Below are 26,933 nucleotides of genomic sequence, written 5' to 3'. Positions count from 1 at the left end.
GTGGCCGGGAATCCTGCCGAGCCTACTGCACTCGCCGGATCGGCACGGCGGACGAGGCACGCCGACGGACCCCGCCCTGGTCGGCGGACCGCGGGACGGCGGCGCCCACCCAGCCGGTACGGCATCGCCAACGGAATCCGCAGCCGGACGCCCTCGGCGTACGACACGAGGCCCGCTCCCACGTCGGGAACGGGCCTCGGAACAGCACACCCGCCAGCGGGCGGACCGTCACACCTCGAGCAGCTCGGTTTCCTTGTGCTTCACGAGGTCGTCGACGCTGGCGACGTAGCGCTGGGTCAGGTCGTCGAGTTCCTTCTCGGCGCGGCGGCCCTCGTCCTCGCCGGCCTCACCGTCCTTGACGATGCGGTCCAGCTCCTCCTTGCCACGGCGGCGGACGTTACGGATCGCCACCTTGGCCTCCTCGCCCTTGTGCCGAGCCACCTTGATCATGTCGCGGCGGCGTTCCTCGGTCATCTGGGGAAGCAGGATGCGTAGCTGGCTGCCCTCGTTGTTCGGGTTCACCCCGAGGTCCGAGTCGCGGATCGCCTTCTCCATGGCGTTGATCTGCGAGTTGTCGTACGGCTTGATGATCGCCATCCGCGGCTCGGGGATCGCGATGGACGCCATCTGGGTCAACGGCGTGGGAGTGCCGTAGTAGTCGATGATGACCTTGGAGAACATGGCGGGGTTGGCGCGACCGGTGCGGATGGCGCCGAACTCCTCCTTGGCGTGCTCCACCGCACGCTCCATCTTTTCCTCGGCCTCGAGGAGGGTGTCGTCGATCACCGGTCTCCTCGCCTCCTTCTGTGCTCGTCGTGGGCTCTGCTGAAAGTCGTCAGACCGCCGCCGCCGCGATCGGCGGGGCTCAGGCGGTGATCAGGGTGCCGATCTTGTCGCCACCCACCGCGCGGATGATGGTGTCGTCACCCTGCGCGCCGAAGACCAACATCGGCAGGCCGTTCTCCATGCAGAGGCTGAACGCCGCCGCGTCGGCCACCCGCAGGTTGCGGCGCAGCACCTCGGAGAAGGTGATCGAGTCGAGCTTGCTGGCGGTGGGGTCGATCCGGGGGTCGGCGGTGTAGACGCCGTCCACGCCGTTCTTGCTCATCAGCACCACATCGGCCCGAATCTCCAGAGCCCGCTGGGCGGCCACCGTGTCGGTGGAGAAGTACGGCATGCCGGCGCCGGCGCCGAAGATGACCACGCGGCCCTTCTCCAGGTGCCGGATCGCCCGCAACGGGATGTACGGCTCGGCGACCTGGGCCATCGTGATGGCGCTCTGCACCCGGGTCTCGATGCCCTCCTTCTCCAGGAAGTCCTGGAGCGCGAGGCAGTTCATCACGGTGCCGAGCATGCCCATGTAGTCGGCGCGGGCCCGGTCCATCCCGCGCTTCTGCAACTCCGCGCCGCGGAAGAAGTTGCCGCCGCCGACCACCACGGAGACCTGCACACCGCGGCGGACCACTGTGGCGATCTGCCGGGCGATGGCTTGGACGACGTCCGGGTCGACGCCGATCGCGCCACCACCGAAGACCTCACCGGAAAGCTTCAGCACCACCCGGCGGGCCCGCCCCGGCGGCGGTGCCGTCGGATCGTCCAGCTCCAGCGTCCGGTCACTCACAACCTGCGTCATCCGCCCCGCCCTTCACCACGCGCACGCCCCGTGCGGCGCGTACCGCGAACCTGCCGCTGCCGACCCTATGTGACGAGGAGGCCGCGGTGCCTGTCACGTACACCGGCGGCCTCCTCGTCGACGTCTCCTGCCCACGGACGCCCAGGGCGCCCGGTGACGGCTCAGGCCTGGCCGACCTCGAACCGCACGAAGCGGGTGACCTCGATGCCGGCCTCGGCCAGCACCTGCTTCACCGACTTCTTGTTGTCAGCGACGGACGACTGCTCGATCAGGACGTAGTCCTTGAAGAACGAGTTCACCCGACCCTCGACGATCTTCGGCAGGGCCGCCTCGGGCTTGTTCTCCTCGCGGGCGGTCTGCTCGGCGATGCGCCGCTCGGACTCGACGATCTCGGCCGGAACCTCGTCCCGGGTGAGGTACTTCGGTCGCATCGCGGCGATCTGCATGGCCACACCACGGGCGTCGGCGTCGCCGGCCTCGTCGGTCTTACCGGTGTACGACACCAGCACGCCGACGGCCGGCGGCAGGTCCTGGGCCTTGCGGTGCAGGTAGACGGCGGTGGTGCCCTCGACCTTGGCGAACCGGTTGAGGACCAGCTTCTCGCCGATCTTGGCCGACTGCTCCTGGATCAGGTCGGCGACAACCTTGCCGTCGAGCTCGCTGGCGAGCAGCTCCTCGGCGGTGTTCACGCCGGAGCGCTCACCGTGCTCGACCAACTGCTGGGCCAGCGCGATGAACGACTCGGTCTTGGCGACGAAGTCGGTCTCGCAGTTGAGCTCCAACAGGGCCTTGCCGGAGTGGGCGACCAAGCCGTTGGCGGCCGTACGACCGGCCCGCTTGCCGACGTCCTTGGCGCCCTTGACGCGCAGGATCTCGACGGCCTTGTCGAAGTCGCCCTCGGCCTCGGTCAGCGCCTTCTTGCTGTCCATCATGCCGGCGCCGGTGAGGTCGCGGAGCTTCTTGACGTCCGCGGCGGTGATTTGGGACATGGCTCTCTCTTCGGTGTTGAGACGGCGTGTGGATGGTCAGAGGTGCCGGTTACCCGGATCCGGGCGGATCGTGCCCGGCGTACCGCCGCTGCCCGCCGTTCGCGAAAACGGACGGCGGGGCAGCGACGGTGCGATCACTCCGCGGTAGCGGCCGCCGGCTGCTCGGTGGCGGCCTGCGCCGGCTGCTCCGGGGTGGCGGGCTGCTCGGCGGCAGCGGCGGTCGACTCGTCAGCCTTCTTCGGCTCGAGCAGCTCGCGCTCCCACTCGGTCAGCGGCTCGTCGCTGGCGACACCCTCGGGCTTCTCGTCGTTGCCCCGGCGACGGCCGGAACGCGCGATCAGACCATCCGCGACGGCGGCGGCGACGACCTTGGTCAGCAGCTCGGCCGAGCGGATCGCGTCGTCGTTGCCCGGGATCGGGAAGTCGACCTCGTCCGGGTCGCAGTTGGTGTCCAGCACCGCGATCACCGGGATGCCCAGCTTGCGGGCCTCGTCGACGGCGATGTGCTCCTTCTTGGTGTCGACGATCCAGACCGCGGCGGGAAGCTTTTGCATGTCCCGCAGACCACCGAGGGTGCGGGTCAGCTTGATCTTCTCGCGGGAGAGCTGCAGGGTCTCCTTCTTGGTGTAACCGGCGGCGGTGCCGCTGAGGTCACCCAGACCCTCCAGCTCCTTCATCCGCTGGAGCCGCTTGTACACCGTCTGGAAGTTGGTCAGCATGCCACCGAGCCAGCGGTGGTTGACGTACGGCTGGCCGACCCGGGTCGCCTGCTCGGCGATCGCTTCCTGGGCCTGCTTCTTGGTGCCGACGAACAGGATGCTGCCGCCCTCGGCGACGGTTCCACGCACGAACTCGTACGCCTTCTCGATGTAGTCGAGGGTCTGGCGCAGGTCGATGATGTAGATGCCGTTGCGCTCGGTCATGATGAAGCGCTTCATCTTCGGGTTCCAGCGCCGGGTCTGGTGCCCGAAGTGGACACCGCTCTCCAGCAGCTGGCGCATGGTCACGACGGCCATGGTTGGGGTACTCCTCTAGATCCCTGGTTGTCACGCCCGGCCGGTGGCCGGGCGTCCTGGCGCCTGGTCGCCGGCCCATGGTGGGCCCGATCAGGATCGGGACCAGGGAGGCCGTCGCTCCACGACGATTCGTGAAGAGGGCACGCGAGGTCGACCGCACGAGGCGGTCGCCAGTTGGCCAGTGTACGCCCCTCACCCGTTCAGCCGCCCCGGGGTGCGCCGCTCCGCCACCGCGTACCTCGCCGACGCGCCCCATGATCGACTCCACATCGGCGAGGTGGGGCCATCCCCCGGCCCTGACACCCCCACATCGCCGACCTGGTGTCGATCACGCCCGCGGCGAGCGCGGCGGATCAGCCGGCGGCGAGCGCGGCGGATCAGCCGGCGGCGAGCGCGGCGGCGATGAAGAGCACCAGACCGACGGTCAGGTAGGCCGTCGGTGGGCGCAACCAGCCACGACCCGTGTCGGAAAGCGCCAGACCTCCGGTTCGGAGCCCGTAGAGCCCGATCGCGAAGATCGGCAGCCCGGCGACCAGGGCGATGCCCACCACGACGTTCCCGGCGTCCACCGGATCGCCGGTGACGCCCGCGAGCAGCACCCGCAGCGCGGGCACCTCGAAGATCAACACCAACAGGGCGAAGAGTACGGCCAACACCGGCCGACGGGTCCGGTAGACGCCGTCGGCGGCCGGCGGATACACCGACGGCTCGGTTGTGGGCAGGTCGGGACGGGGGCCGATCCCCGGCATCGGACCGGTCGGCATCTCCAGCGGATGCGGAGTCTCGCCACCGCCACGGGTGGGCTCGATGATCGGGTAACCGCCGAGCGGGGCGGGACGAGCCTGGTCGGCGACAGCGCCGGCCGGGGTCTCGCCGGCCGGCGTCGACGAACGGCCGGCCTGCTCGCGGCCGACGGTCAGTGGTGCGTCAGTCGCGGCCGACTCCCGGGCGGCCCGACGACCAGGCAACTCCCCCGAGGTCTCCGAAGGATCCCGGACGGTGAGCGGCGCGCCCGCCCCGGTCGGCTCCGGGGCCGCCCAACGACCGGGCAGTTCCCCGGAGATCTCCGAAGGATCGCGGTCGGCACGCCGTGACCGGGTCGCCCGGTATCCGTCGACTTCCGGCCGAACGTCCCCCAACGGGTCGACCGCGCCGAACCGTCCCGAGTCGGGCTCACCAGCCCCGAACCGACCGGACTGGGCATCGACAGCGCCGAAGCGACCCGGGTTCGACTCCGGCGAACTGCCGAACCGGCCGGTGTCCACGGCGCTCAGCCGACCCGAATCCGACTCCGCCGCACCACCGAACCGGCCCGCGTCCACGGCGCCGAAGCGGCCGGAGTCCGGCTCGCGGCGCCGGCCGACGCCGGTGTCCTCGACGGAGTGGCTCTCGTCGGGGCCACGCTGCTCGGGGACGTCGCTGTCCCGGTACCGCGGTTCGCCCGCGCCGCGCCACTCCGACTCGCCGTAACCGCGACCCCGCTCATCGGCGTACCAGCGCGGCGGCTCCTGATCTTCCGGAAAACTCCGTCGTCCGTCCACGTCAGGCACCGTATGCGACCGGCCACGCCCGCGCCATTTCGGCCCGACCCACGCTGTCGACAGCACGGCGGTCAGCGGCAGCCAGCACGGCAGCCAGCACGGCAGCCAGCGCGAGCGGACGGAAGCCGGCGGAGACGCGCCGGGCCACCCTCGCGCCCACCACCAGCGTTGATCAAGTGATGAAAAGTAGGTCCACAGCCGTCCTGGGACCTACTTTCCATCACCTGATCATGGTGCGGCCGACAGCGGTGAATTCGGGAGGTCGCCCCTCGGGCCTGTTTCATAAGAACTGGCCGCCCTTATGAAACAGGCCCTAGCACGGCGCGAGCTTGATCGTCCGGTTGTCCACAGGTCACTGGTTGTCCACAGATCCGCTGTTGGCGAGGTCGCGGCGCGCGCACTTCGGCGGGCACCGTGCCTCCATGACGAAGCGGAACCAGGCGGTCGGCGCGTACGGGGAGCGGTGCGCCGTCCGACACCTCACTGAGGCAGGGCTGCGGCCGATCGCCCGCAACTGGCGCTGCCCGGCCGGAGAGATCGACATCATCGCCTGGGACGGGCCGGTGCTCGCCTTCTGCGAGGTGAAGACCCGCCGGGGCGACGCCTTCGGCACCCCCGCCGAGGCTGTCGTGCCGGCCAAGGCCCGCCGCTTGCGAGGGTTGGCCGCGCGCTGGCTGACCGAGACCGGCACGACCGCCGAGGAGGTGCGGTTCGACGTGCTGTCGGTGCGGCTCCCCGAGGCCGGCCCGGCGCGGGTGGACCACCTCAAGGGCGCGTTCTGAGATGCGTACTCCGAAGGCGGCGTCATGAGCTACGCGAAGGTGCTCTGTGTGGGTCTGGTCGGGGTGACCGGCCACCTGGTCGAGGTGGAGGCCGACCTGGCCGCCGGGCTGCCGGCGGTGGTGATCTCCGGCCTACCGGACACCGCCCTGCACGAGGCCCGCGACCGCGTCCGCGCCGCCGTGGTCAACTCCGGTCAGCGTTGGCCCAACCGGCGCATCACCCTCAACCTGCTGCCCGCCGCTCTGCCGAAGTTCGGCTCGGCCTTCGACCTGGCCATCGCCGCAGCTCTGTTGGGTGGCTCGGGTGAGCTGCCGCTGCTCCCCCTGGAGGGTGTGGTGGTCCTCGGCGAGTTGGGGCTCGACGGCACGGTCCGACCGGTACGCGGCGTGCTCCCGATGGTCGCCGCCGCGGCCCAGGCCGGCGTCGAGCGGGTGATCGTCCCGATCGGCAACGCCGCCGAGGCCGCGGTCATCCCCGGGGTACGCGTGCGAGCGGTCGACCATCTGCACCGGCTGGTCGCCTTCGTCCGCGACGGCACCCCGCTGATCGAGCCACCGGCGGCCACGCCGACACCCGTCGTCGGTGGGCCGGATCTCGCCGACGTCGCCGGGCAGCAGGTCGGCCGGCGCGCGTTGGAGGTGGCCGCCGCCGGTGGGCACCACATCGCCCTGCTCGGCCCTCCGGGTGCCGGCAAGACGATGCTCGCCGAACGGTTGCCGTCGCTCCTGCCCGAGTTGGACGACGAAGCGGCGCTGGAGGTGACGGCTCTGCACTCGGTGGCAGGGCTGCTGCCGCCGGGCGGCCGGTTGCTGCGCCGCCCGCCGTTCCAGGCGCCGCACCACACGGCGACCGTGCCGTCGCTGGTCGGCGGTGGCTCGGGGCTGGCGAGGCCCGGCGCGGTGTCGTTGGCCCACCGTGGGGTCCTGTTCCTGGATGAGGCGCCCGAGTTCAGCAAGGGCGCGTTGGAGGCGCTGCGCCAACCCCTGGAGCACGGTCGCATCCAACTGAGCCGCAGCGGGGGCGGCATGGTGTACCCGGCCCGGACCCAGTTGGTGTTGGCTGCCAACCCTTGTCCCTGCGCGAAACCGGCCGGCGACTCGCACTGCGAGTGCACCGCGCTGGTCCGCCGCCGCTACCTGGGCCGACTGTCCGGGCCGCTGCTCGACCGGATCGACGTGCAGGTGCGGCTGATGCCCGTGCGGGCGGCGGAGTTGATGGCACCCGACGGCGATGTCGAGCCGTCGGCGACGGTCGCCGCGCGGGTAGCGGCGGCCCGGCAGGCGGCAGCTACCCGCTGGGCCGGCCTCGGCCGAAGACTCAACGCCGAGGTGGACGGCCCGCACCTGCGTCGACCGCCTTGGCGGCTACCCGCCCGGGTCACCGCCGAACTGCGTGGTCGGCTCGACTCCGGCTCGCTGTCGGCGCGCGGCTTCGACCGCGTGATCCGGATGGCCTGGACCATCACCGACCTGGACGGCCGAGATCGACCGGACCGGGACGACGTGCGGGAAGCGATCCAACTCCGGACGGGAGAAGCGATGTGAGCGCCGACGAAGAGCGCAGGTTGGCCCGGGTCGCGCTGACCTGGCTGGCCGAGCCGGGCACCCGCGTGGTGTACCGCCTGGTGCAACGGCTCGGCCCGGTGGCGACCCTGGATCTGCTGCTGGACGGGGGCAGTCCGGACGGCTGGCTGCACAGCACGGTGGCGGCCCGGTTGGCGGGCGGTGACGCCCGGGCGGTGGCGGCCGAGGCGTTGGAGCGCGCGGACCGGCTCGGTGCCCGACTGGTCACGCCGGACGACGAGGAGTGGCCGGCGCGGGTTGCCGACCTGGCCACGCTGCGCCTGCCGGACGTCACCCGCCGGGTGGACGGTGAGACCGCGCCACCGCTCTGTTTCTGGGTACGCGGAGGTTGGCCGCTGGGCGAGGCCCTGGATCGTTCGGTGGCTGTGGTCGGTGCGCGGGCGTCCACCGGTTACGGGCAGCACGTCGCCACTGAACTGGGGTACGGGCTGGCCGAACGGGACTGGACAGTCGTGTCGGGTGGCGCCTTCGGCATCGACGCCGCCGCTCACCGGGGTGCCCTGAACGCGGGCGGTCTGACCGTTGCGGTGCTCGCCTGTGGACTGGACCGGCCGTACCCGATGGGCAACGCCGCTCTCTTCGACCGGATCGCCGACACCGGGCTACTGGTCAGTGAGTGGCCGCCCGGCGCCGAGCCGCTACGGCCCCGGTTCCTGATCCGCAACCGGGTGATCGCCGCAGGCACCCTGGGCACCGTCCTGGTGGAGGCGTCGGCGCGCAGTGGCGCGACCCAGACCGCGCGACGAGCCGTCTACACCAACCGGATGGCGATGGTGGTGCCCGGGCCGGTGACCTCGGCGATGTCCGTCGGCGCGCACGAGTTCCTCCGCGACAACCCCAAGACCCGCCTGGTCACCGGCGTCGCCCACGTGCTCGAGGAGGTGGGCCGGATCGGCGCGGACCTGGCGCCGCCGGCGCGGGGCCCGCAGCGGGCCGCCGACTCACTCGACGACGACGCGCGTTCACTGCTGGAGGCGCTGCCCCGTCGCGGTGCCCGCGGTGTGGACGCCCTCGCGACCCGGGCCGGCCTCGACGTCCGCACCGCGATGCGCAAGCTGTCCCTGTTGGAGGAACTGTCCATGGTGGTCCGTCGCGACGACGGCTACGCGCTCGTGGCACCGGTCGCGTCCAGACGCGGCAGCACGACAGTCACGGCAGGGTGAGTGCTGGGGCATCCCGACAGTCGGTGTTACCGGTACGGTGCGCAGTCATGGGTGCAATCAAGCCGTGGCACGTCTCCATCCTGTGCCTTCTCGTCACGACCGCCGTAGTCGTCGTGGGCCTCCTGGTGTTCCTGGCCAAGAGGAACAACCGCCGATAGCCGAGGTCCGAGAATCGGCGTCACCGTGACCGGTGAGGCGCAGCCATCGGTCGTAGGCTGACGGGTGTGCCAGCAGCCAGTGAGGGCGCCGGGGTCGACAGGCCGGCCGACGGATCCGCGCGTCCGCGATGAGCCGCGGTGACCGGAGCACCCGGGCCATGCACCAGGCACTGCCGCCAGCCCTGCGCGAAGCGGTCGACAACTTCGCCGAGCACCTGTCCCGGGTGCGGAACCGGTCGACGCACACCGTCCGCGCGTACGTCACCGATCTGGTCTCGCTGTTCGACCATGCCGTGCGGATGGGCTGCGTCGACCTGGCCGAGCTGGACCTGTCGGTGCTGCGTAGTTGGCTGGCGCGGCAACGCACCACCGGCGCGGCGCGTACGTCGTTGGCGCGGCGGGCCGCGTCGGCGCGAGCGTTCAGCGCCTGGGCGCACCGGGCCGGGTTGCTTCCCTCCGACGTCGGTGCGGCGCTGGCCAGCCCTCGTGCGCACCGGGAGTTGCCCGGTGTGCTCCGCGCCGACCAGGCCGCCGCTCTGGTCGACGGCCCGACCCGGCGGGTAACGCCCACCGACCCGCCACCCACTGACCTGCCGGACACGCACCGGGCACCCACGCATCACCCAGGCACAGGCCCGGCGGCCGGGCCGACGCCGGGCGAAGCCGCGGTGCCGCTGCGCGACCGGGTGCTGCTGGAGCTGCTCTACGCCACCGGCGTACGGGTCAGTGAGGCCTGCGGGCTGGACGTCGCTGACGTCGACCACGGCCGACGGGTGATCCGGGTGTTCGGCAAGGGCGGACGGGAGCGCTCGGTGCCCTACGGGGTGCCCGCGCAGCGGGCGTTGGACGATTGGTTGCGTCAGGGCCGGCCGGCGATGGTGGGCGCCCACTCCGGGGACGCGCTGCTGCTGGGTGCCCGGGGTGGTCGGCTCAATCCGACGACCGCCCGTCAGATCGTCGGAGCGTACGCCGAGGCCGCCGGCCTGCCCCGGACGAGCCCGCACGGCCTCCGGCACTCGGCGGCCACCCACCTGCTGGAGGGTGGTGCGGACCTGCGCGCCGTGCAGGAGTTGCTGGGCCACTCGTCACTGGCCAGCACGCAGATCTACACGCACGTCTCGGTGGAGCGGCTGCGAGCCGCCTACCGCCAGGCCCATCCCCGCGCCTGATCAAGGGGCGGAGGGCGGGGATCCCCGGCGGTTACGATCATCGGGTGAGCGTCCCGCAGCCCCCTGAGCCGATCCCGGGCGCACGCCTGCTCTTCTCCCTGGACCCGGCGGTCAGTCACCTCAACCACGGCTCGTTCGGCGCGGTCCCGATCGGCGTGCAGCGAGCCCAGCAGCGGCTGCGCGACGAGATGGAGGCCAACCCGCTGCGCTTCTTCACCCAGGGGTTGGTCGACCGGATCGCGCACACCCGCCGGCACCTCGCCGGTTTCCTGGGTGCCGACCCGGACGGCAGCGCCCTGGTGGGCAACACCACGACCGGCGTCGCCGTTGTGCTCCAGTCGATGGGCCTGCGACCGGGCGACGAGATCCTCAGCACCGACCACGGGTACGGGGCGGTGAGCCTGGCCATCCACCGTGAGTGCCGCCGTACCGGGGCGGTCAGCCGGGTCCTGCCGATTCCGCTGGCGGCCACCGACGAGCAGCTCGTGCAGATCGTCCGCGACGGACTGCGCCCCGGTCGGACCCGGCTGCTCGTCGTCGACCAGCTCACCTCGGCCACCGCCAAGCTCTTCCCGACCGCCGCGATCGTCGGGGTGGCCCGGGAACACGACGTGCCGGTGCTGGTGGACGCCGCACATGCCCCGGGGATGCTGCCCACCACGGTGGCCAGCATCGGTGCCGACTTCTGGGTGGGCAACCTGCACAAATGGGCGTACGCCCCGCGAGGGACCGCCCTGCTGGCGGTGGCACCGCCGTGGCGGGACCGGATCGAGCCGCTGGTGGTCTCCTGGGAGCAGGAGTCGGGCTTCCCGGCCCGGCTCGAGTGGCAGGCGACCCTCGACTACACGCCCTGGCTGGCCGCCCCGGCAGGTCTGTTCACGATGCGCAGTCTCGGTGTGGACCGGGTGCGGGCGCACAACGCGGCGCTCGCCGCGTACGGCCAGCGGGTGGTGGGGGACGCCCTGGGGGTGCCGCCCGCCGACCTGCCCGACCCCGGCGGACCGGGGGTGTCGCTGCGTCTCATCCCGCTGCCGGACGGGACGGGCACCACGATCGACGCCGCACGGGCGTTGCAGGCGCGGATCGGCGAGCGGCTCGCCGCCGAGGTGGCGGTGATGAGCTGGAACAGCCGGGGGTGGCTGCGGCTCACCGGTCAGGTCTACAACACCGCCGACGAGTACGAACGGCTGGCCATACGGTTGCCGCCGCTGCTCGCCCAGCGCTGACCGCACCCACCGGCCCAAGGCCGACCGACCGAACGAACGACACCGGCAGAAGGCCCGGCGACCGCACGCACCGGCCAAGGCCCGCCTACCGAACGACACCGGCGGAGGGCCCGCCGGCCGGCAGCAGTCGCACCGGCCCGAGGCCGAGCAGGGCGAGCGGGTCGAGGTATTCCTCGCCCCGGCGCAGGCCCCAGTGCAGGCAGGCGTCCGCCGGGCAACCCGGATGGCCGGGCAGCAGTTCGCCCAGCGGCGCGCCGGTGGCGACCGCCTGACCGGGGCGTACCCCGGGTTGCAGGGGCTCGTGGGTGGTTCGCAGCCCGCCGGCATGCCCCACGGTGACCACCGGTCGGCCGGCCACCAGACCGGCGAAGAGCACGGTGCCCGGCCCGGCACTGCGGACCACAGCTCCGGGCGGGGCGGCCAGGTCGACGCCCCGGTGGCCGGGCAGCCACGGCCGGGGTGGCGGGTCGAAGCGGCGCACCAGTCGCGGTGGCCCGTCGAGCGGCCAGCGGAAGCGCTCCGACCCGACGCCCGCCACGGCGGCGACAGGCACCGGCACGGTCGGCGTCGGTGGCTGGCCGGGCACCGCCGCGACGAGCACCGCCAGACCGCAGAGCTGCACGGTCAGCGCGAGGGGCACGGCGGCGCAGAGCAGCACGGTACGGCGGATCGAGCGGATCCATGGCTGTCGCATGACGGCAGCCTCCGGCCACGGTCGGGTGGTACGCCAGCCCGGCCGGTGAACCTGTGGACAACCGACGGCGCTGTGGACGACCACCCGACGCCCTCGATGATCTGCTATGCGCGACACCTAGCGGCCCAGGTCACCACCACTGTTCATTGGATCCGGTCTCGTAGTCGTACTCCTCGACGTGCTCCCACTCCCTGCCGGTCGCCTTCTGGTAGGCGTTGGAGGGAACGTCGAGGATGGAGTCCGCGTGGGCGGCCTCGACGGTGGTGAAACGCGCGAACGCCGCCGGATCGGCCAGCACGGCGTCGAACGCCGTCGGACCCGCCACCACCACCGCGCAGCGCGCGTACAGGAAGCCGTCGTCGGACAGGTGGTCCGCGCCCGGCGGGACAGCCTGAGCGAGCGCCCGACGGTCCAGTTGGTAGAGCTTCCACGCGAGCGTCTCGGCGAAGCCGACGATCCGTTCCACCGGCTCTTCCGACAGTACGGCGGTCAACCGCTCGTACGGCCGGTCGTCCTGGATCTCGGGCCGACCGCCGAGCAGCGCGACGAACCGCCAGAAGTCCTCATCAGTGAGCATCACAGCCCCCGATGATCGCGCGGCCGAACGGATCCAACAACGGTATCCGTCGGACGACACCGCGCCCTGCCGGGATCGCCGCCCGGACTCCGCCTCGGCTCGACCGCCCTCGTGAAACAGGCCCTAAGCTGGGCCGCGTACGGCGGGGTGCCGCCGTCTGTACCGGGGAGGCCCGCATGACCACTCTCGACGACCGGACGACGTCCCGCGCGGACGGCGCCGAAGGTTCCGGCCCGACGGTGGCGGACGTGAGCGACCCGTCCCGGCTCGCGGCGCCGGACGAGGCGATCAGCGCCGAGGAGTTGCAGCTCGCCGCGCGTAACCACGGCATCCCGTTGGAGGCGTTGCGCTACGACGTCACCCCGGCCGGGCTGCACTACCTGCTGATCCACTACGACATCCCGGAGGTCGACGCGGCGACGCACGCGCTGACCGTCGGCGGCGCGGTGGACCGGCCGCTGACGGTCAGCCTCGCGGACCTGCGTGAGCGGCCACGGGTCACCCGGCAGGTGACCCTGGAGTGCGCCGGCAACGGCCGGGCCCTGTTGCATCCCCGACCGGTCAGCCAGCCGTGGCTGGTCGAGGCGGTCGGCAACGCCGAGTGGACCGGCACTCCCCTCGCTCCGCTGCTGCGGGAGGCGGGGCTCGGGCCGGACGCGGTGGACGTGGTCTTCACCGGCGCCGATCACGGCGTCGAGCGCGGGGTGGAGCAGGACTACCAGCGGGCGCTGCCGGTCGCCGACGCGCTGCGCGAGGAGGTGCTGCTGGCGTACGAGATGAACGGCGCTCCCCTGCTGCCGCAGCACGGCGCGCCGCTGCGGCTGATCGTGCCGGGCTGGTACGGCATGGCACACGTGAAGTGGCTGCACTCGATCGACGTGCGGACCGAACCGTTCGAGGGGTACCAGAACGCGGTGGCCTACCGGGTACGCCAGGACGCCGACGACCCGGGCGTGCCGGTCACCCGGATCGAGCCGCGTGCGCTGGTCCGCCCGCCCGGCTTCCCGGACTTCATGTCCCGCCGCCGTGTGCTGCGCCCCGGGCGTTGCACCGTCGACGGTCGGGCCTGGTCCGGGCACGCCCCGGTGGTGTCGGTGGAGGTGACGACCGACGGTGGGGAGAGCTGGGCGCCGGCCGAGCTGGACCCGCCGGCCTCCGGGGACTTCGCCTGGCGGCGCTGGCGGTACGAGTGGAGCGCCACCCCGGGCCACTACGTGCTGGGTGCCCGGGCGACCGACGCGTCCGGGCGGACCCAGCCGGTCGAGCAGCCGTGGAACCGTGGCGGTTTCGCCAACAACCTGGTGCAGCGGGTAGAGGTCGTGGTGCCGGCCGAGTGATCGGCGGCAGGTGCTACGCCACGGGTGGGGGGCCCGTGGTGTGGCGGGGTGCGGTCAGCCGCCGAAGCCGGAGTCGGCGGGCAGCGAGATGTCGGGCTTCTCCAGCTCCTCGACGTTGACGTCCTTGAAGGTCATCACCCGGACGTTCTTCACGAAGCGGGCGGGACGGTACATGTCCCACACCCAGGCGTCGTGCATCTCGACCTCGAAGTAGACCTCGCCGTCGGAGTTGCGCACGTGCAGGTCGACCTGGTTGGCCAGGTAGAACCGGCGTTCCGTCTCCACCACGTACGAGAATTGGCGGACGATGTCGCGGTACTCCCGGTAGAGCTGCAGCTCCATCTCGGTCTCGTACTTCTCGAGATCTTCCGCGCTCATCGCACTCCGCCTTCCATGGCCACATCTTCCCCCACCGGCGCCGGAGGCCGAGGCTGCTCGCCCAACGCCACGCCGACGGTACCCCCTGACGCCCAGGAGCGCTCCATCGGCTCTTCCGAGGCGTGGCCGCCGGGCCGTCGGGCACGCGGCGGCCGACCGTCGCGGCCGGAGACCGCCGCGACATTGACGTACGAGAACCGGTGCTCCCGGCACGGCCCGTGCTCCCGCAGCGCCGCCGAGTGCTCCGGGGTGATGTAACCCTTGTGTTCGGCGAAGCCGTACGCCGGGAACACCCCGTCCAGCTCCACCATGATCCGGTCCCGGGTGACCTTCGCGAGCACGCTGGCCGCCGCCACGCACGCGGCCACCCGGTCACCCTTCCACACCGCCAGCCCGGGCACGCCCAGGCCGTCCACGCCGAAGCCGTCGGTCAGCACGTACTCCGGGCGTGTGGTGAGCGAGGCGAGCGCCCGGCGCATCGCCGCCAGATTGCACACGTGCAGCCCCCGGGCGTCGACCTCGTCGGCGGGGATGACCACCACTGCGTACGCGAGGGCACGGTCCACGACCTCCGCGTACACCCGTTCCCGGCTGGCCGGGGTGAGCAGCTTCGAGTCGGCCAGCCCCTCGATCTCGCCGCGCCGCCCCTCGGGCAACACCGCGGCGGCCGCGACCAGCGGACCGGCACACGCTCCCCGGCCCGCCTCGTCAGCGCCGGCGACGTGCCGAAACCCGCGCCGCTGCAGTGCCCGTTCCAGGGCGTAGAGGCCGGCCTCCCGGCGCACGACGGTGCGCGGCGGGGTCAGCACGGAGCCTCGCCCGGACCCGCGGCGGTCGACCGGCCCAGCCTGGTCAGCAGGGCAGGCAACTCGGGCGGGTAGAACCGCTCACCGCTGGCCACCAACTCGTCGGGGAGCCACCAGCGGTGGTCGGCGATGCTGCGCTGCTCGATGTCGTTGAAGCCGGTGGTGTCGACCTGCCAGGACTGCACCCGAAGGAGGAAGAAGTCCTGCTCCTGGCGGTACCAGTTGCCGTCGAAGGTGAACTCGGTCGTGTCGGAGAAGACCGCCTCCCCCAACGCCGTCGGGTCGAGCCGCAGCCCGGTCTCCTCGGCCAACTCCCGTGCCGCGCCGGCCGCCGGGGCCTCCGCCGGATCGAGCCCACCACCGGGGGTGAACCAGTATCGATGCCCTGGTCGGGCCGGGTCGAAGCCCTCGAACAGCAGGACCCGACCGGCCGCGTCGACGAGCAGCACGCGGGCCGCGCGTCGAGGGGTGTAGACACGGCTGCTGCTGTTCGCGACTGCGGAGCTCGCACGCTCACTCCTCGCGCTCACGTTCACCGCACCAGCCTGCCAGACCGACGGCGGATCGCCCACGCCCCGGTGGTCTACGGCTTGGGAATGCCGTCGAACGAGTCGGGCACGGTGAGCCAGGTGGCCCGGTTGACCGGCCAGAAGACGGTGAACGCCCGCCCGACCACGTCGTCCTCGGGGATCGTGGCCTCGGTGATGTTCTGCCCGGACTGCTGCCAGTGCTCCAGCGAGTCACCGGAGGCCGAGCGGTGGTCACCCATCACCCACAGCCGCCCCTCCGGCACGGTGATGTCGAACTCCTGGTCGGCGGGCTTGTCGCGCACCCCGTCCAGGGAGAAGATGTACGGCTCGTCCAGCGACTTGCCGTTGATCATCAGCCGTTCCTGCGGGTCGCAGCAGACCACGTGGTCACCCGGGACGCCGATCACCCGCTTGATGAAGTCCTCACCGTCGGGGTTGCCGCTCCACGTGGTGGGTGCCTTGAACACGATCACCTCACCGCGGTGCGGCGACCGGAAGTCGTAGACCAGCTTGTTGACCAACACCCGGTCATCGATCTTGAGTGTGTTCTCCATGGACGGAGAGGGGATGAAGAAGGTCTGCAGCACGAAGGCGCGGACCAGAACCGCGACCAGGATCGCCACACCCAGCAGGATCGGCAGCTCCTTCCAGAAGGAGCTGCGGGGCTTGTCGGTCTGCTCGTCAATCACGCCAAGGAGCCTACGTTGCCGAGCTGGACGTCACCGTCCGGAACGCGCGGGAACCACGCAGCGCGGCTACCAACGCCGGGACCATCAGCACCACGTCGCCCTGCGGGGTCGGCCGCACCGGTGGTGCTCCGGGGGAGGCCGTGACCGGCCCGGACACGTCGTCGAACGTCGACGGCACCGACAACGAGGTCCACCGTGACGAGGGCCAGACCACCATGAAGGCCCGACCGACGACGTTGTCGATCGGCACCGGGCCCTGGCAACGGGCGTCCTGGGAGACCTCGCGGTGGTCACCCATCACGAAGAGCTGACCCGGCGGTACGACGACCTCGTCGAAGCGCCGGGAACGGCACTCCTGCGGGTTGGGCGGAAGGTCCAGCGGGGAGTCCCGCAGCACGTACGGCTCGTTGAGGGGCGTGCCGTTGACCGTCACCCGCCCCTGGCTGTCGCAGCAGGCGACCCGGTCGCCGGGAAGGCCGATCACCCGCTTGATGAAGTCCTTCTCACCGGGGCGGCTCACGCCGACGAGGTCGCCCACGGTGCGGGCGAGCCGACCCGCGACGCCCGGCTTCGGCTGCTCGTCGACCTGCGGCGCCCAACGGTCGGTGCCCCGGAAGACCACCACCTCACCGCGTACCGGGTCACGGACGTCGTAGACGACCTTGTTGACCAGCACCCGGTCCCCGACGAGGAGGGTGTCCTCCATCGAGCCGGAAGGGATGAAGAACGCCTGGAGCAGGAAGGTGCGGATCAGCACGGCGAGGCAGAACGCGACCACCAGCAGCAGCGGAAGCTCCTGCCAGAGGGGCATCTGCCGGCGGGTACGGCGAGCCCGCCGGCGCCACGGATCGACGGTGCCGTCCTCGTCAAGCGTCTGCACCACGCCACTCCCCGGTCCACAGAAGCACTACCGCCCGGGAGCCTCGACGAGGCTCCACGGGCGGTAGTGAACGGCTGTCCGCCGCGTGGGCGGACCCGCCGCTTCGCTGCGCCCGTACGACCAGGGTAGTGCGGTCTGGTCGGTACGGCATACGCGCAGCTCAGGCGGCGTGGCGAGCGGGAAGTCAGCTGGGCTGCTTCTCCCGCTTCTCCTTGATCTTGGCCTTCTTGCCGCGCAGCTCGCGCAGGTAGTAGAGCTTGGCGCGGCGCACGGCACCACGGGTCACGACCTCGATCCGGTCGATGCCCGGGCCGTTGAGCGGGTAGGTCCGCTCGACACCGACACCGAAGCTGACCTTGCGGACCGAGAAGGTCTCGCGCAGACCGTCACCCTGGCGACGGATCACGACGCCCTGGAAGATCTGGACACGGGACCGGTTGCCCTCGACGACGCGGGCGTGCACCTTGACGGTGTCACCGGCCCGGAAGTCGGGAAGGTCGGTGCGCTTCGACTGGGCGTCAAGGGCGTCCAGGATGTTCATCGCTGCGTCCTCGTAAGGCTCACGGCGCACCGTCACTCGGTGCGCGGGTGGGTGATTCTGATCCCCGGGTGGTGGTCGGCGGGCCGACCCCGGTCGAGGATCCTCGCAGCCGCCCGCGGGCGCGGACGGATACGGCAACCTCCCTACTTTGCCACATCCCCCGGCGGCACCTGAAATCCGGCCTGGTCCAGGGCCGCGATGTCCCGTTTGTCGAGCCGATCGGCGGGCAGTGCGGCCAGCAGGTCGGGGCGGCGGGCGGCGGTGCGCAGCAGGCCCTCCTCGCGTCGCCAACGGGCGATCCTGCCGTGGTCTCCGGAGCGGAGCACCTCCGGCACGTCGTGCCCGCGCCAGCTCGGCGGCTTGGTGTAGATCGGCGCCTCCAGCAACCCGTGCGCGTGCGACTCCTCGTCGAGCGAACCCGCGTTGCCCAGCACCCCCGGCAGCAACCGGGTGACCGCCTCCACCATCACCAGCACCGCGACCTCGCCGCCGAAGAGCACGTAGTCACCGAGCGAGACCTCGGTCACCGGCATCCGGGTGGCCGCGTGCTCCAGGACGCGCTGGTCGATGCCCTCGTACCGGCCGCAGGCGAAGAGCAGATGCGACTCGGCGGCCAACTCGTACGCCATGGCCTGGGTGAACGGGACACCGGCCGGCGACGGCACCAGCAACCGGGGCGGCGGTGCCTCGGCCGGCGCCAGGGCGTCCAACGCCGCACCCCACGGTTCCGGACGCATCACCATCCCCGGCCCGCCGCCGTAGGGGGTGTCGTCGACGGTGCGGTGCACGTCGTGGGTCCAGGTCCGCAGGTCGTGCACGGCGAGTTGGAGTACGCCGTTGGCCCGCGCCCTCCCGATCAACGACAGATCCAGCGGGGCGAAGTACTCCGGGAAGATCGACACGACGTCGACGCGCATGCGGGGTGGTCCTAAAGGTCGAGCAGGCCGGCCGGCGGGTCGACGATGACACGTCCACCGGCCAGGTCGACCTCGGGGACGATCGCCCGCACGAACGGAATCAACGCGGTACGCCCCTCGGGGCGCCGCAGCACCAGCAGGTCCGAGGAGGGGGCGTGGTCGATCCGGGCGACCTCGCCCAGACGCTCACCGGCCGGGGTGACCACGGCCAGACCCACCAACTGGTGGTCGTGGAACTCCTCCGGATCGTCCGGCGGGTCCACGTCGGCGCTGTCCACCACGAGCAGGGTGCCGCGCAGCGCCTCGGCGGTGTTGCGGTCCAGAATGCCGTCGAACGCGACGAGCATGCGGCCCTGATGGAAACGGGCTTCCTCGATGGTCAGCTCCGCCGGAACCCGGAACGGCACGCCCGGCTCATCGCTGGCTGGCGGGGGCGTCGCCCCCGGCTCAGTGCGCAGCACTGAGCCGGGGGCGAACCGTGCTTCGGGCTCGTCGGTCCGCACTTCCACGGTGACCTCACCGCGGACACCGTGCGGCTTGCCGATCCTGCCGACGACGAGCTGCATCAGTACGAGTCGACGATGTCGACGCGCACGCCGCGCCCGCCGATGGAGCCGATCACCTGACGCAGCGCCTTGGCGGTCCGGCCGGACCGCCCGATCACCGTGCCGAGGTCCTCGGGGTGCACGCGGACTTCGAGCCGCTTGCCCCGACGGGAATCGACCATCCGCACCCGGACGTCGTCCGGGTGGTCGACGATGCCCTTGACCAGGTGCTCCAACGCCGGACGCAGAGGCATGTCAGGCCTGCTCACCGGCGTCGGCAGCGGCAGCCGGGGCCTCGGCCGGAGCCTCGGTCTTCGGCGCCTCGGCCGGAGCCTCGGCAGCCTTGGCGGCCTTCTTGGCCGGCTTGGCCGGGGTCTCCGGGGCGAGCCCGGCGGCGGCCTTCGCCTCAGCCTCGTACGCGGCCTTACGGTCGGCCCGCTCGGCGGCGACCTTCAGCGGCGGCGGGGCCGGCAGGCCCTTGTACTTCTGCCAGTCACCGGTCAGCTCCAGCAGCCGCTGCACCGCCTCGCTCGGCTGAGCGCCGACGGACAGCCAGTACTGGACCCGCTCCGACTTGACCTCGATGATCGAAGGGTCTTCCTTCGGCTGGTACACCCCGACAAACTCGATCGCCCGACCGTCACGCTTGGTGCGCGAGTCGGCGATGACGATGCGGTACTGCGGGTTGCGGATCTTGCCCATCCGCAGGAGCCGGATCTTTACGGCCACAGTTGTTTCGCTCCTGTTGCGATCTCACCGGCCCGTACGGGCGGTGTGCATGGGTGAGCGCCGACGGCACAGTGGGGTTGGGCCGGAGACTACTCGGTGGACTGGCGACGCGCCCGGGTTAGAGGGCGCCGGACGCGCGCCGGATACCAGCGACCCATTCTGCCAGATCCGATGCCGATCTCCCGCATCGGACCCGGACACCGTGTCACCGGTGACCGGAGACACCCCTCAGCGCACCGGCGGACGGTCCCATCCGGGCGGCAGTTCGTCCGGTACGTCCCAGTCTGCCGGTGGGGTGAAGTCGCACCAGGTGCCGTCGAACGGGAACTCACCGGCCTCGGCGAGGGCGATCACCCGCTCCCCCTCGGCCCGGACCGCCTTCTCGTCGGTCACCCAGTAGTCGTCGCCGAAGGCGAGCCGCTCGACGAACTCGTCCTCGTCCTTCCACTCCCAGCTCAGGTCCGGGCGCACCACCACGTCGAGGTCCTGGTCCACCACGTCGACGCCGGCCACCGGGCCGTCGTCCCAGCGGACACCGTGCTCCTCCAGGTTGACGTACCAGTGGGCGAACCGACCCTGGGCGTCGCGGAACCACCAGACGGAGTGCGCAGCGCCAGCCGGCAGGAACTTCAGCAGCGGCGGGCCGTTCCAGCGACCGTGCGCCAACCGGTACGACGACGAGACCCACTGGGCAAAGGGCATCGCCCGCATGCCCAGGCCCGCCTCGGTCACCTCGTGGGCCACCGGCGAGTCCCGGGCGATCCACACCAGCAGACCCCGCTCGTCGTCGCTGACCACGCGGCCCGGCCGGACCCATCCGATCCGACCGTGCCGCACGTTCCGGTGCATGATCAACCGACCCGGCGCGAAGTGGTCCACCGGCCCGCCCGACGGCACCTCAGTAGGCGCGGGCGAGGATGGCGACCAGGTCGGGCTCGTCCTCGGAGTCCGGCACCGAGCCGTCGGCGCGCACCAGGCAGCGCACCGTGACGCCCTGGCCGTTCGCCTCGGCCTCGCCGGCCACACCGACCGCTGACCACGGCACCCGGGCCCAGCCCGTCGCGGCGGCCTCGATCGCCTCGGCCAGGGTCGCGACCTCCACCGTGCGCGACTCGCGGTTGGCCAGCGCCTGGTCGTGCAGCACCTGCTGGTCGGTCTCCAGCGCCGCCAGCACCGCGGCGACGACGTCGGCCACCGGCGTCGGGGACTTCGACCCGTCGGTGCGGCGCACCACCGTCGCGTTGCCCACGGCCAGGTCGCGGGGGCCGACCTCGACGCGTACCGGATAGCCACGCAGCTCGGCGTCGACGGCCCGGCGGCCGAACGCGGTGTCGGTCCGGTCGTCCAGCGCGACCCGGACACCGGCGTCACGCAGGCCGTCGTGCAGCTTGGCCGCCGCCTCCGCGACGCCCTCACCATCCTTGACGATCATGATGTACGCCTGAATCGGCGCCAGCTTCGGCGGCACGCGCAGACCGTTGTCGTCGCCGTGCGCCATGATCAGACCACCGAGCATCCGGGTGGACGTGCCCCAGGAGGTGGTCCAGGCGTGCTCCCGCCCGCCCTCCTTGGAGGAGTAGGTGATGTCGAACGCCTTCGCGAAGTTCTGCCCCAACTCGTGGCTGGTGCCCAGCTGGAGCGCCTTGGCGTCGCCCATCATGCCTTCGCAGGTGTACGTGGCCGTCGCGCCGGCGAACCGCTCGCGGGCCGTCTTCAGGCCCACCACCACCGGAATGCCGATCACGTTGACCATCAGGTCCTCGTACGCCTCGTGCAGGATCCGCCGCGCGTACGCCCGGGCGTCCTCGCGGGTGGCGTGCGCGGTGTGCCCCTCCTGCCAGAGGAACTCGCTGGTACGCAGGAAGATGCGCGGACGAAGCTCCCACCGGACCACGTTCGCCCACTGGTTGAGCAGCAGCGGCAGGTCCCGGTACGAGTCGATCCACTTGGCCATGAACTCGCCGATGACCGTCTCGCTGGTCGGGCGCACCACCACCGGCTCGGCCAGGGGCTTGCCGCCACCGTGGGTGACCACCGCCAGCTCCGGCGAGAAGCCCTCGACGTGCTCGGCCTCACGCTTGAGGTAGTTCTCCGGGATGAAGAGCGGGAAGTACGCGTTCTCCGCACCCGCCGCCTTGATCCGGGCGTCCATCTCGGCCTGCATACGCTCCCAGATGGCGTAGCCGGCCGGTCGGATGACCATGGTGCCGCGGACCGGGCCGTTGTCGGCCAGCTTTGCCTTGGCGATCAGGTCCTGGTACCAGCGGGGAAAATCCTCCGCACGGGGAGTGAGCACGCGTGCCATGACCGCACATCCTATGCGCCGCTCGTCGGGGCAGTGCGGTCGGGCGCGGCATCGTTAGCATCTGCCGTCATGACCCCCCTCGATCCACACCCCGGCGCGGCCTTCAACCCGACGCCCGACCCCGTCGAGCTGGCACACCTCGCGAGCCGATGGGTGCGCTGGGTGGCCCGGCACCGGCAACCCGCCAATCCGATCGGCGACGGGTCCGGCCGGCACGCCGGGCACCACCAACCCACCGACGTGTGGTTCCTCGCGGGTACGTTCGGTGGCTCTGCGCGACGTCAATGCGTGGTTCCCGCCGGACGGCCGCTGTTCTTCCCGACGTTCTGCTACTGGCAGGTCGGTCGCACCGACGAACCGGCGGAGGCCATGGACAACGCGACCGGTCACGCCCAGTTCGACGGGGTGGCCGTCGCCCTACGCGAAGCCGGTTCGGCCCAGTCGTTCCCGGTCAGCGGCTTCTTCAACAACGTCGTCACCGTGTGGCCGTGGCCCAGGCCGGTCTCCTGCTGGGGTCTGTGGGCACTGGTGCCGCCGCCCGCCCCCGGTCAGCACGAACTGAGCTTCGGTGGTAGCGACGGTGGGCGGTTCTGGGTCGAGGCGCAGTACCAGATCGACGTACGCTGAACCGCCTACACTTCGACCACCATGATTGGACAGAGCGGCACCACCCCGGTGCGGGACAGCATCGTCGACGCCGCCCGGGCCCTGACCGTGGCGACCGGCTGGGACGGCGTCCGGATGGGTGCCGTCGCGAGTGCCGCCGGGGTGAGCCGCCAAACCGTCTACAACGAGTTCGGCAGCAAGGCCGGGCTGGCCGAGGCGCTGGCCCGGCGAGAAGTGGACACCTTCGTCGGCGACGTCCGTGCCGCCCTGCTCGCGCACGGCGCCGACGTCCGTGCCGGCGCGTACGCGGCGATCGCACACACGCTCACCACAGCGGCGGAGAACCCCCTGGTCAAGGCCATCCTGAGCAGCGCCCGAGGCGGCTCGGACGAGCTGCTTCCGTACCTCACCACGCGGGCCGAGGTGGTGCTCACCGAGGCATCCGGCGCGCTGATCGACTGGGCCGGCGACCACCTGCCCGGAGCGGACCAGGCCGCGTTGGCCTTCGCCGCCGACACGACCGTCCGGCTCGTGGTGAGCCACATCGTGCTCCCCCGCGCCCCGATCGACCAGACCGCGACAACCCTCGCCGACCTGGCCGTACACCTCTTCAGCGCCGCCGTCCGCCCACCCCACTGACCCGTCGCGCCCCGCGCCCCGCGCCCAAGATCCGCGCAACATCGGGGAAAGTGCTGGCTCGCCGCACGCTGAGGCAGCAACTTCACCGAAGTTGCGCGGATCTTGGGCGCGGCGCAGGGCACGAGGCACGCGGTGCACAGCACCCCGCGCGGGGGGGCGCGTGAGGTCAGCGGACGACGTGGCCGCGGAGGATCGTGCGGGACGGGGCGCGGACGACGCGCAGGTCGAGGCGGGGGTCCTCGGGGTAGACGGTCAGGTCGGCGAGGCCGCCCTCCACCAGGCCGGGAAAGCCGAGCCACTCCCGGGCGCCCCAGGAGGCGGCAGCGAGCACGTCGATCGGGGCCATGCCCGCCCGTTCGTGCAGCAGCAGCATCTCCTCGGCGGCCAGCCCGTGGTCGATGCCACCGCCGGCGTCGGTGCCCACGTAGATCGGTACACCCGCCTCGTGCGCGGCACGCACCACCTCGGGGAAGCCGTCGCGCAGCGCGAGCATGTGCTCGGCGTACCCAGGGAACTTGCCGCGCGCCTGTTCGGCGATGCCTCCGAAGGTGGCGATATTGATCATTGTGGGGACGAGCGCGGTGCCCTGCCGGGCCATCTCGTCGATCAGGTCGAGGCTGAGCCCGGTTCCGTGCTCCACCGAGTCCACTCCGGCCCGCACCATGATCTCGACGGCGGACTCGGAGAAGGTGTGCACCGCGGCGCGTACCCCGGCGTCGTGGGCCGCCCGCACGGCGGCGGTGAGGGTGTCCGCGTCCCAGGCCGGGGCCAGGTCACCCACACCACGGTCGATCCAGTCGCCGACCAGCTTCACCCACCCGTTGCCGGCCCTCGCCTGGGCGGCCACCGTCGCGGCGACCTCGGTGGCGTCGACCTCCACGCCGATGTCGCGCAGGTAGCGCTTCGGCGGGGCGACGTGCCGGCCCGCGCGGGCCAGTCGCGGCAGGTCCGGCTCGTCGTCAAGCTCGGGGTACGGGTACGGCGAGCCGGCGTCGCGGATCGCCAGTACGCCGGCGTCCCGGTCGAGGCGGGCCAGCTCGCGGGCCTGGTCGAGTGAGGTGATCGGGGCGCCGCCTCGGGCGATGCCGATGTGGCAGTGCGCGTCGACCAGCCCCGGCAACACGAAGCCGCCGTCGACGACGGTCTCCGCGTCGGGCACCGGGGTGAAGGTCACCCGGTCGCCGACCATCCAGAGGTCCCGGACCTCGTCGTCGGGGAGCAGTACGCCACGCACATGAAGGGCCATGCGCACAGTCCTACCCGATCACTCCTCGTCGGGGGCGAGCAGGTCGTTCTTGCGGGCGGTCAGAGCCGGCAGGTCGACGGAGACCTTCCACGGCCGCTCGGTGACGAACAGGTCCTCGGTGTGCGCGACCTGCTCGTACTCGCGGTTCGACCCGAGGGCGTACTCGGTGAGCGTGACGCGTTCCTGCGACGGGTCCACCACCCAGTAGGACCGGATCCCGGCGTGTGCGTAGACCTTCGCCTTGTCGTACATGTCGCGGAAGCTGGAGGTCGGGGAGACGACCTCGACGGCGAGCAGAGCGTCCTCGACCGGTACGGGCGACCGGTTGGCGTGCGTGCGGCGGATGACCACCACGTCGGGGCGCGGCTCGTTGCGCCGGTCGACCCGCATCGACAGGTCGATGCTGACCAGGTATTCCGGCGGACAGTTGACGCGAAGCGTGAGCAGCAGCTCGACGCAGAACTCTTGGTGCACGGCAGTCGGCGACGGCACGATCAACCTTCCGTTGATCAGTTCGTACGGAAGGTCCTTCGGTAGGTCACCGAGGTCGTCGACCGTCCACTCGTGCCGTTCGGGCAGGATCGGGGCCGCGGTCATGACATCTCCTTCCAGGGGGCGACATCACCCTAAGCGCCGGATCAGTCGCCCGCCGTCACCGACACGCGTCAGCGCGGGCCCTTGTCGCCGCCCTTGCCGAGCTTGTTGAAGTCGATCTTCGGCAGCTTGAAGCCGGGCGGGAGGCCCTGGCCGCCGGCGAGGTCGTTCGGATCCATCCCCGGCGGGAGCTGCGGCATGCCACCCGGGAAGCCGCCCGGCATCCCGGCGCCGGCGCCCGTGCGCGGGCGACCGCCGCCCTTGGTGCCCTTGCGCTTGTTCTTCGGAGACTTGGTCGCCTTGCGCCGGCCACCGCCGGGCAGACCCATCATGCCGCCCATCTGCTTCATCATCTTCTGCGCGTCGGCGAAGCGGTTGAGCAGCTGGTTGACGTCCATCACGGTGACGCCGGAGCCGTTGGCGATGCGCGCCCGGCGGGAGCCGTTGATGATCTTCGGGTTGGTCCGCTCGCCCGGGGTCATCGACCGGATGATCGCGGTGACCCGGTCGAAGTGGCTGTCGTCCAGCTCGGAGAGCTGGTCCTTCATCTGCCCCATGCCGGGCATCATGGCCAGCACGTTGGCGATCGGGCCCATCCGTCGCACCGCGATGAGCTGGTCGAGGAAGTCGTCCAGGGTGAACTGCTCGCCGCCCATGAGCTTGGCGGTCATCTTCTCCTTCTGATCCGAGTCGAAGGCCTGTTCGGCCTGCTCGATCAGAGTGAGGACGTCGCCCATGCCGAGGATGCGGCTGGCCATCCGGTCGGGGTGGAAGACGTCGAAGTCCTCCAACTTCTCGCCGGTGGAGGCGAACAGGATCGGCTGCCCGGTGACCTCGCGCACCGACAGCGCGGCACCACCACGGGCGTCGCCGTCGAGCTTGGAGAGGACCACACCGGTGATGCCCACGCCGTCGCGGAACGCCTCGGCGGTGCGGACGGCGTCCTGACCCACCATCGCGTCGATGACGAAGATGACCTCGTCCGGCGAGACGGCGTCGCGGATGTCGGCGGCCTGCTGCATCATCTCGGCGTCGATGCCGAGGCGGCCGGCGGTGTCGACGATGACGATGTCGCGGGCGGCGCGCTTGGCGTGCTCGATCGACGCGCGCGCCACCTGCACCGGGTCACCGGTGCCGTTGCCGGGCTCCGGGGCGTACACCTCGACACCGGCCCGACCACCGAGCACCTGGAGCTGCCCGACGGCGTTGGGGCGCTGGAGGTCGGCGGCGACCAGCAGCGGCTGATGCCCCTGGCCCTTGAGCCAACGGGCCAGCTTGCCGGCCAGGGTGGTCTTACCCGAACCCTGGAGGCCGGCCAGCATGATCACCGTCGGCGGCTGCTTGGCGAACTGGAGCCGCCGGCCCTCGCCGCCGAGCACGTTGATCAGCTCTTCGTTGACGATCTTGATGATCTGCTGGGCCGGGTTCAGCGCCTGGGAGACCTCCGCGCTGCGAGCCCGCTCCTTCACGGCCGCGATGAAGCCCTTGACCACCGGCAGCGCGACATCCGCCTCCAGCAGCGCGAGGCGGATCTCGCGCGCGGTGGCGTCGATGTCGGCGTCGGTGAGCCGCCCCTTGCCGCGGAGCTTGGTGAAGATCCCGGACAGGCGGTCACTCAAGGTGTCAAACACGCGAACATCCCGTTTGTCAGTGTTCCGG

29 protein-coding genes and 1 pseudogene are annotated in these 26,933 nt (G+C 71.5%); 8 read left to right on the top strand and 22 right to left on the bottom strand.

Features of this window, described 5'->3' with window-relative positions; all coding sequences use genetic code 11:
- Positions 1–228: 228 nt before the first annotated feature.
- From frr to O7631_RS12205, 5 genes and pseudogenes are all read right to left on the bottom strand, one after another.
- Positions 229–786 (bottom strand): ribosome recycling factor, encoded by a 558-nt coding sequence (gene frr / locus O7631_RS12225; protein ID WP_088991032.1) that lies wholly within the window; start codon positions 784–786, stop codon positions 229–231.
- A 79-nt stretch (positions 787–865) separates the two neighbouring features.
- Positions 866–1,633 carry a UMP kinase gene (gene pyrH, locus O7631_RS12220; RefSeq protein ID WP_030335195.1) on the bottom strand — a complete coding sequence of 256 codons (768 nt, stop codon included), beginning with the start codon at positions 1,631–1,633 and terminating at the stop codon, positions 866–868.
- 161 nt (positions 1,634–1,794) lie between these two features.
- Positions 1,795–2,622 (bottom strand): translation elongation factor Ts, encoded by an 828-nt coding sequence (tsf, locus tag O7631_RS12215; RefSeq protein ID WP_145785067.1) that lies wholly within the window; start codon positions 2,620–2,622, stop codon positions 1,795–1,797.
- Positions 2,623–2,756: 134 nt separating this feature from the next.
- Complete coding sequence (gene rpsB / locus O7631_RS12210; protein WP_278144338.1) at positions 2,757–3,638, bottom strand: 30S ribosomal protein S2; 882 nt, start codon at positions 3,636–3,638, stop codon at positions 2,757–2,759.
- Positions 3,639–4,015: 377 nt separating this feature from the next.
- Positions 4,016–5,216 (bottom strand): annotated as a pseudogene (locus O7631_RS12205) (hypothetical protein).
- A gap of 385 nt (positions 5,217–5,601) precedes the next feature.
- Between O7631_RS12205 and O7631_RS12200 the strand changes: the two are divergent.
- The 5 genes from O7631_RS12200 (at position 5,602) to O7631_RS12180 (ending at position 11,261) form a co-directional block, all read left to right on the top strand.
- Entirely contained in the window at positions 5,602–5,961 is a 360-nt protein-coding gene (locus O7631_RS12200; RefSeq protein WP_145785070.1) for a YraN family protein, read from the top strand.
- A gap of 24 nt (positions 5,962–5,985) precedes the next feature.
- Positions 5,986–7,506 (top strand): YifB family Mg chelatase-like AAA ATPase, encoded by a 1,521-nt coding sequence (locus O7631_RS12195; protein WP_278144336.1) that lies wholly within the window; start codon positions 5,986–5,988, stop codon positions 7,504–7,506.
- Complete coding sequence (locus O7631_RS12190; protein WP_278144335.1) at positions 7,503–8,708, top strand: DNA-processing protein DprA; 1,206 nt, start codon at positions 7,503–7,505, stop codon at positions 8,706–8,708. The genes O7631_RS12195 and O7631_RS12190 overlap by 4 nt, the downstream gene beginning before the upstream one ends.
- A gap of 286 nt (positions 8,709–8,994) precedes the next feature.
- Positions 8,995–10,035 (top strand): tyrosine recombinase XerC, encoded by a 1,041-nt coding sequence (locus tag O7631_RS12185; RefSeq protein ID WP_278144334.1) that lies wholly within the window; start codon positions 8,995–8,997, stop codon positions 10,033–10,035.
- A gap of 44 nt (positions 10,036–10,079) precedes the next feature.
- Positions 10,080–11,261, top strand: a complete 1,182-nt coding sequence (locus O7631_RS12180; protein ID WP_278144333.1) for an aminotransferase class V-fold PLP-dependent enzyme — start codon at positions 10,080–10,082, stop codon at positions 11,259–11,261.
- Between the two features lie 85 nt (positions 11,262–11,346).
- Here O7631_RS12180 and O7631_RS12175 read toward each other — a convergent pair whose 3' ends face one another.
- Positions 11,347–11,955, bottom strand: a complete 609-nt coding sequence (locus O7631_RS12175; RefSeq protein ID WP_278144332.1) for a M23 family metallopeptidase — start codon at positions 11,953–11,955, stop codon at positions 11,347–11,349.
- A 130-nt stretch (positions 11,956–12,085) separates the two neighbouring features.
- Complete coding sequence (locus tag O7631_RS12170) at positions 12,086–12,532, bottom strand: DUF4240 domain-containing protein (RefSeq protein WP_278144331.1); 447 nt, start codon at positions 12,530–12,532, stop codon at positions 12,086–12,088.
- Positions 12,533–12,708: 176 nt separating this feature from the next.
- On the opposite strand from O7631_RS12170, the gene O7631_RS12165 reads away from it, so the two are divergent.
- Positions 12,709–13,869 (top strand): sulfite oxidase, encoded by a 1,161-nt coding sequence (locus O7631_RS12165; RefSeq protein ID WP_278144330.1) that lies wholly within the window; start codon positions 12,709–12,711, stop codon positions 13,867–13,869.
- Between the two features lie 54 nt (positions 13,870–13,923).
- Here the strand turns inward: O7631_RS12165 and O7631_RS12160 are convergent, their stop codons facing one another.
- From O7631_RS12160 to proS, 12 genes are all read right to left on the bottom strand, one after another.
- Complete coding sequence (locus O7631_RS12160; RefSeq protein ID WP_007075222.1) at positions 13,924–14,247, bottom strand: DUF2469 domain-containing protein; 324 nt, start codon at positions 14,245–14,247, stop codon at positions 13,924–13,926.
- Complete coding sequence (locus O7631_RS12155; RefSeq protein WP_269680640.1) at positions 14,244–15,056, bottom strand: ribonuclease HII; 813 nt, start codon at positions 15,054–15,056, stop codon at positions 14,244–14,246. The genes O7631_RS12160 and O7631_RS12155 overlap by 4 nt, the downstream gene beginning before the upstream one ends.
- Positions 15,050–15,589, bottom strand: coding sequence for an NUDIX domain-containing protein (locus O7631_RS12150; protein ID WP_278144329.1), 540 nt, complete (start codon positions 15,587–15,589; stop codon positions 15,050–15,052). The genes O7631_RS12155 and O7631_RS12150 overlap by 7 nt, the downstream gene beginning before the upstream one ends.
- Positions 15,590–15,636: 47 nt before the next feature.
- Positions 15,637–16,272 carry a signal peptidase I gene (gene lepB / locus O7631_RS12145; protein WP_145785079.1) on the bottom strand — a complete coding sequence of 212 codons (636 nt, stop codon included), beginning with the start codon at positions 16,270–16,272 and terminating at the stop codon, positions 15,637–15,639.
- 10 nt (positions 16,273–16,282) lie between these two features.
- Entirely contained in the window at positions 16,283–17,155 is an 873-nt protein-coding gene (gene lepB, locus O7631_RS12140; RefSeq protein WP_278144328.1) for a signal peptidase I, read from the bottom strand.
- A 181-nt stretch (positions 17,156–17,336) separates the two neighbouring features.
- Positions 17,337–17,693, bottom strand: a complete 357-nt coding sequence (gene rplS, locus O7631_RS12135; protein ID WP_088991045.1) for a 50S ribosomal protein L19 — start codon at positions 17,691–17,693, stop codon at positions 17,337–17,339.
- Positions 17,694–17,836: 143 nt separating this feature from the next.
- The gene (gene trmD, locus O7631_RS12130) at positions 17,837–18,610 is read right to left on the bottom strand and encodes a tRNA (guanosine(37)-N1)-methyltransferase TrmD (RefSeq protein WP_278144327.1); all 774 of its coding nucleotides are present in this window, start codon (positions 18,608–18,610) and stop codon (positions 17,837–17,839) included.
- Between the two features lie 11 nt (positions 18,611–18,621).
- Positions 18,622–19,176: a ribosome maturation factor RimM gene (rimM, locus tag O7631_RS12125; protein ID WP_278144326.1), complete on the bottom strand. Its 555-nt coding sequence runs from the start codon at positions 19,174–19,176 to the stop codon at positions 18,622–18,624.
- The gene (locus tag O7631_RS12120) at positions 19,176–19,436 is read right to left on the bottom strand and encodes an RNA-binding protein (RefSeq protein WP_172862164.1); all 261 of its coding nucleotides are present in this window, start codon (positions 19,434–19,436) and stop codon (positions 19,176–19,178) included. The genes rimM and O7631_RS12120 overlap by 1 nt, the downstream gene beginning before the upstream one ends.
- Positions 19,411–19,884, bottom strand: coding sequence for a 30S ribosomal protein S16 (gene rpsP, locus O7631_RS12115; protein ID WP_278144325.1), 474 nt, complete (start codon positions 19,882–19,884; stop codon positions 19,411–19,413). Before rpsP ends, O7631_RS12120 begins: the two co-directional genes overlap by 26 nt.
- A gap of 228 nt (positions 19,885–20,112) precedes the next feature.
- Positions 20,113–20,733, bottom strand: coding sequence for a DUF402 domain-containing protein (locus O7631_RS12110; RefSeq protein ID WP_278147913.1), 621 nt, complete (start codon positions 20,731–20,733; stop codon positions 20,113–20,115).
- A 49-nt stretch (positions 20,734–20,782) separates the two neighbouring features.
- Positions 20,783–22,189 (bottom strand): proline--tRNA ligase, encoded by a 1,407-nt coding sequence (proS, locus tag O7631_RS12105; RefSeq protein WP_278144324.1) that lies wholly within the window; start codon positions 22,187–22,189, stop codon positions 20,783–20,785.
- Between the two features lie 69 nt (positions 22,190–22,258).
- Between proS and O7631_RS12100 the strand changes: the two genes are divergently transcribed.
- On the top strand, positions 22,259–22,816 hold the full coding sequence (locus O7631_RS12100) for a hypothetical protein (protein WP_278144323.1): 558 nt from the start codon (positions 22,259–22,261) through the stop codon (positions 22,814–22,816).
- Between the two features lie 21 nt (positions 22,817–22,837).
- Positions 22,838–23,434, top strand: coding sequence for a TetR family transcriptional regulator (locus O7631_RS12095; protein ID WP_278144322.1), 597 nt, complete (start codon positions 22,838–22,840; stop codon positions 23,432–23,434).
- Between the two features lie 166 nt (positions 23,435–23,600).
- On the opposite strand, the gene O7631_RS12090 is transcribed toward O7631_RS12095, so the two are convergent.
- The 3 genes from O7631_RS12090 to ffh all read right to left on the bottom strand — a co-directional run bounded on the left by O7631_RS12090 (position 23,601) and on the right by ffh (position 26,905).
- Entirely contained in the window at positions 23,601–24,680 is a 1,080-nt protein-coding gene (locus O7631_RS12090) for an amidohydrolase family protein (protein WP_278144321.1), read from the bottom strand.
- Positions 24,681–24,698: 18 nt separating this feature from the next.
- Positions 24,699–25,277: a Uma2 family endonuclease gene (locus O7631_RS12085; RefSeq protein WP_278144320.1), complete on the bottom strand. Its 579-nt coding sequence runs from the start codon at positions 25,275–25,277 to the stop codon at positions 24,699–24,701.
- Between the two features lie 68 nt (positions 25,278–25,345).
- Positions 25,346–26,905 carry a signal recognition particle protein gene (gene ffh / locus O7631_RS12080; protein WP_269680652.1) on the bottom strand — a complete coding sequence of 520 codons (1,560 nt, stop codon included), beginning with the start codon at positions 26,903–26,905 and terminating at the stop codon, positions 25,346–25,348.
- Positions 26,906–26,933: the final 28 nt, after the last annotated feature.

The organism is Micromonospora sp. WMMD967 (genome assembly GCF_029626165.1).
Lineage (GTDB): Bacteria > Actinomycetota > Actinomycetes > Mycobacteriales > Micromonosporaceae > Micromonospora > Micromonospora taraxaci.
This window is presented reverse-complemented; position numbering and strand designations above follow the sequence as displayed.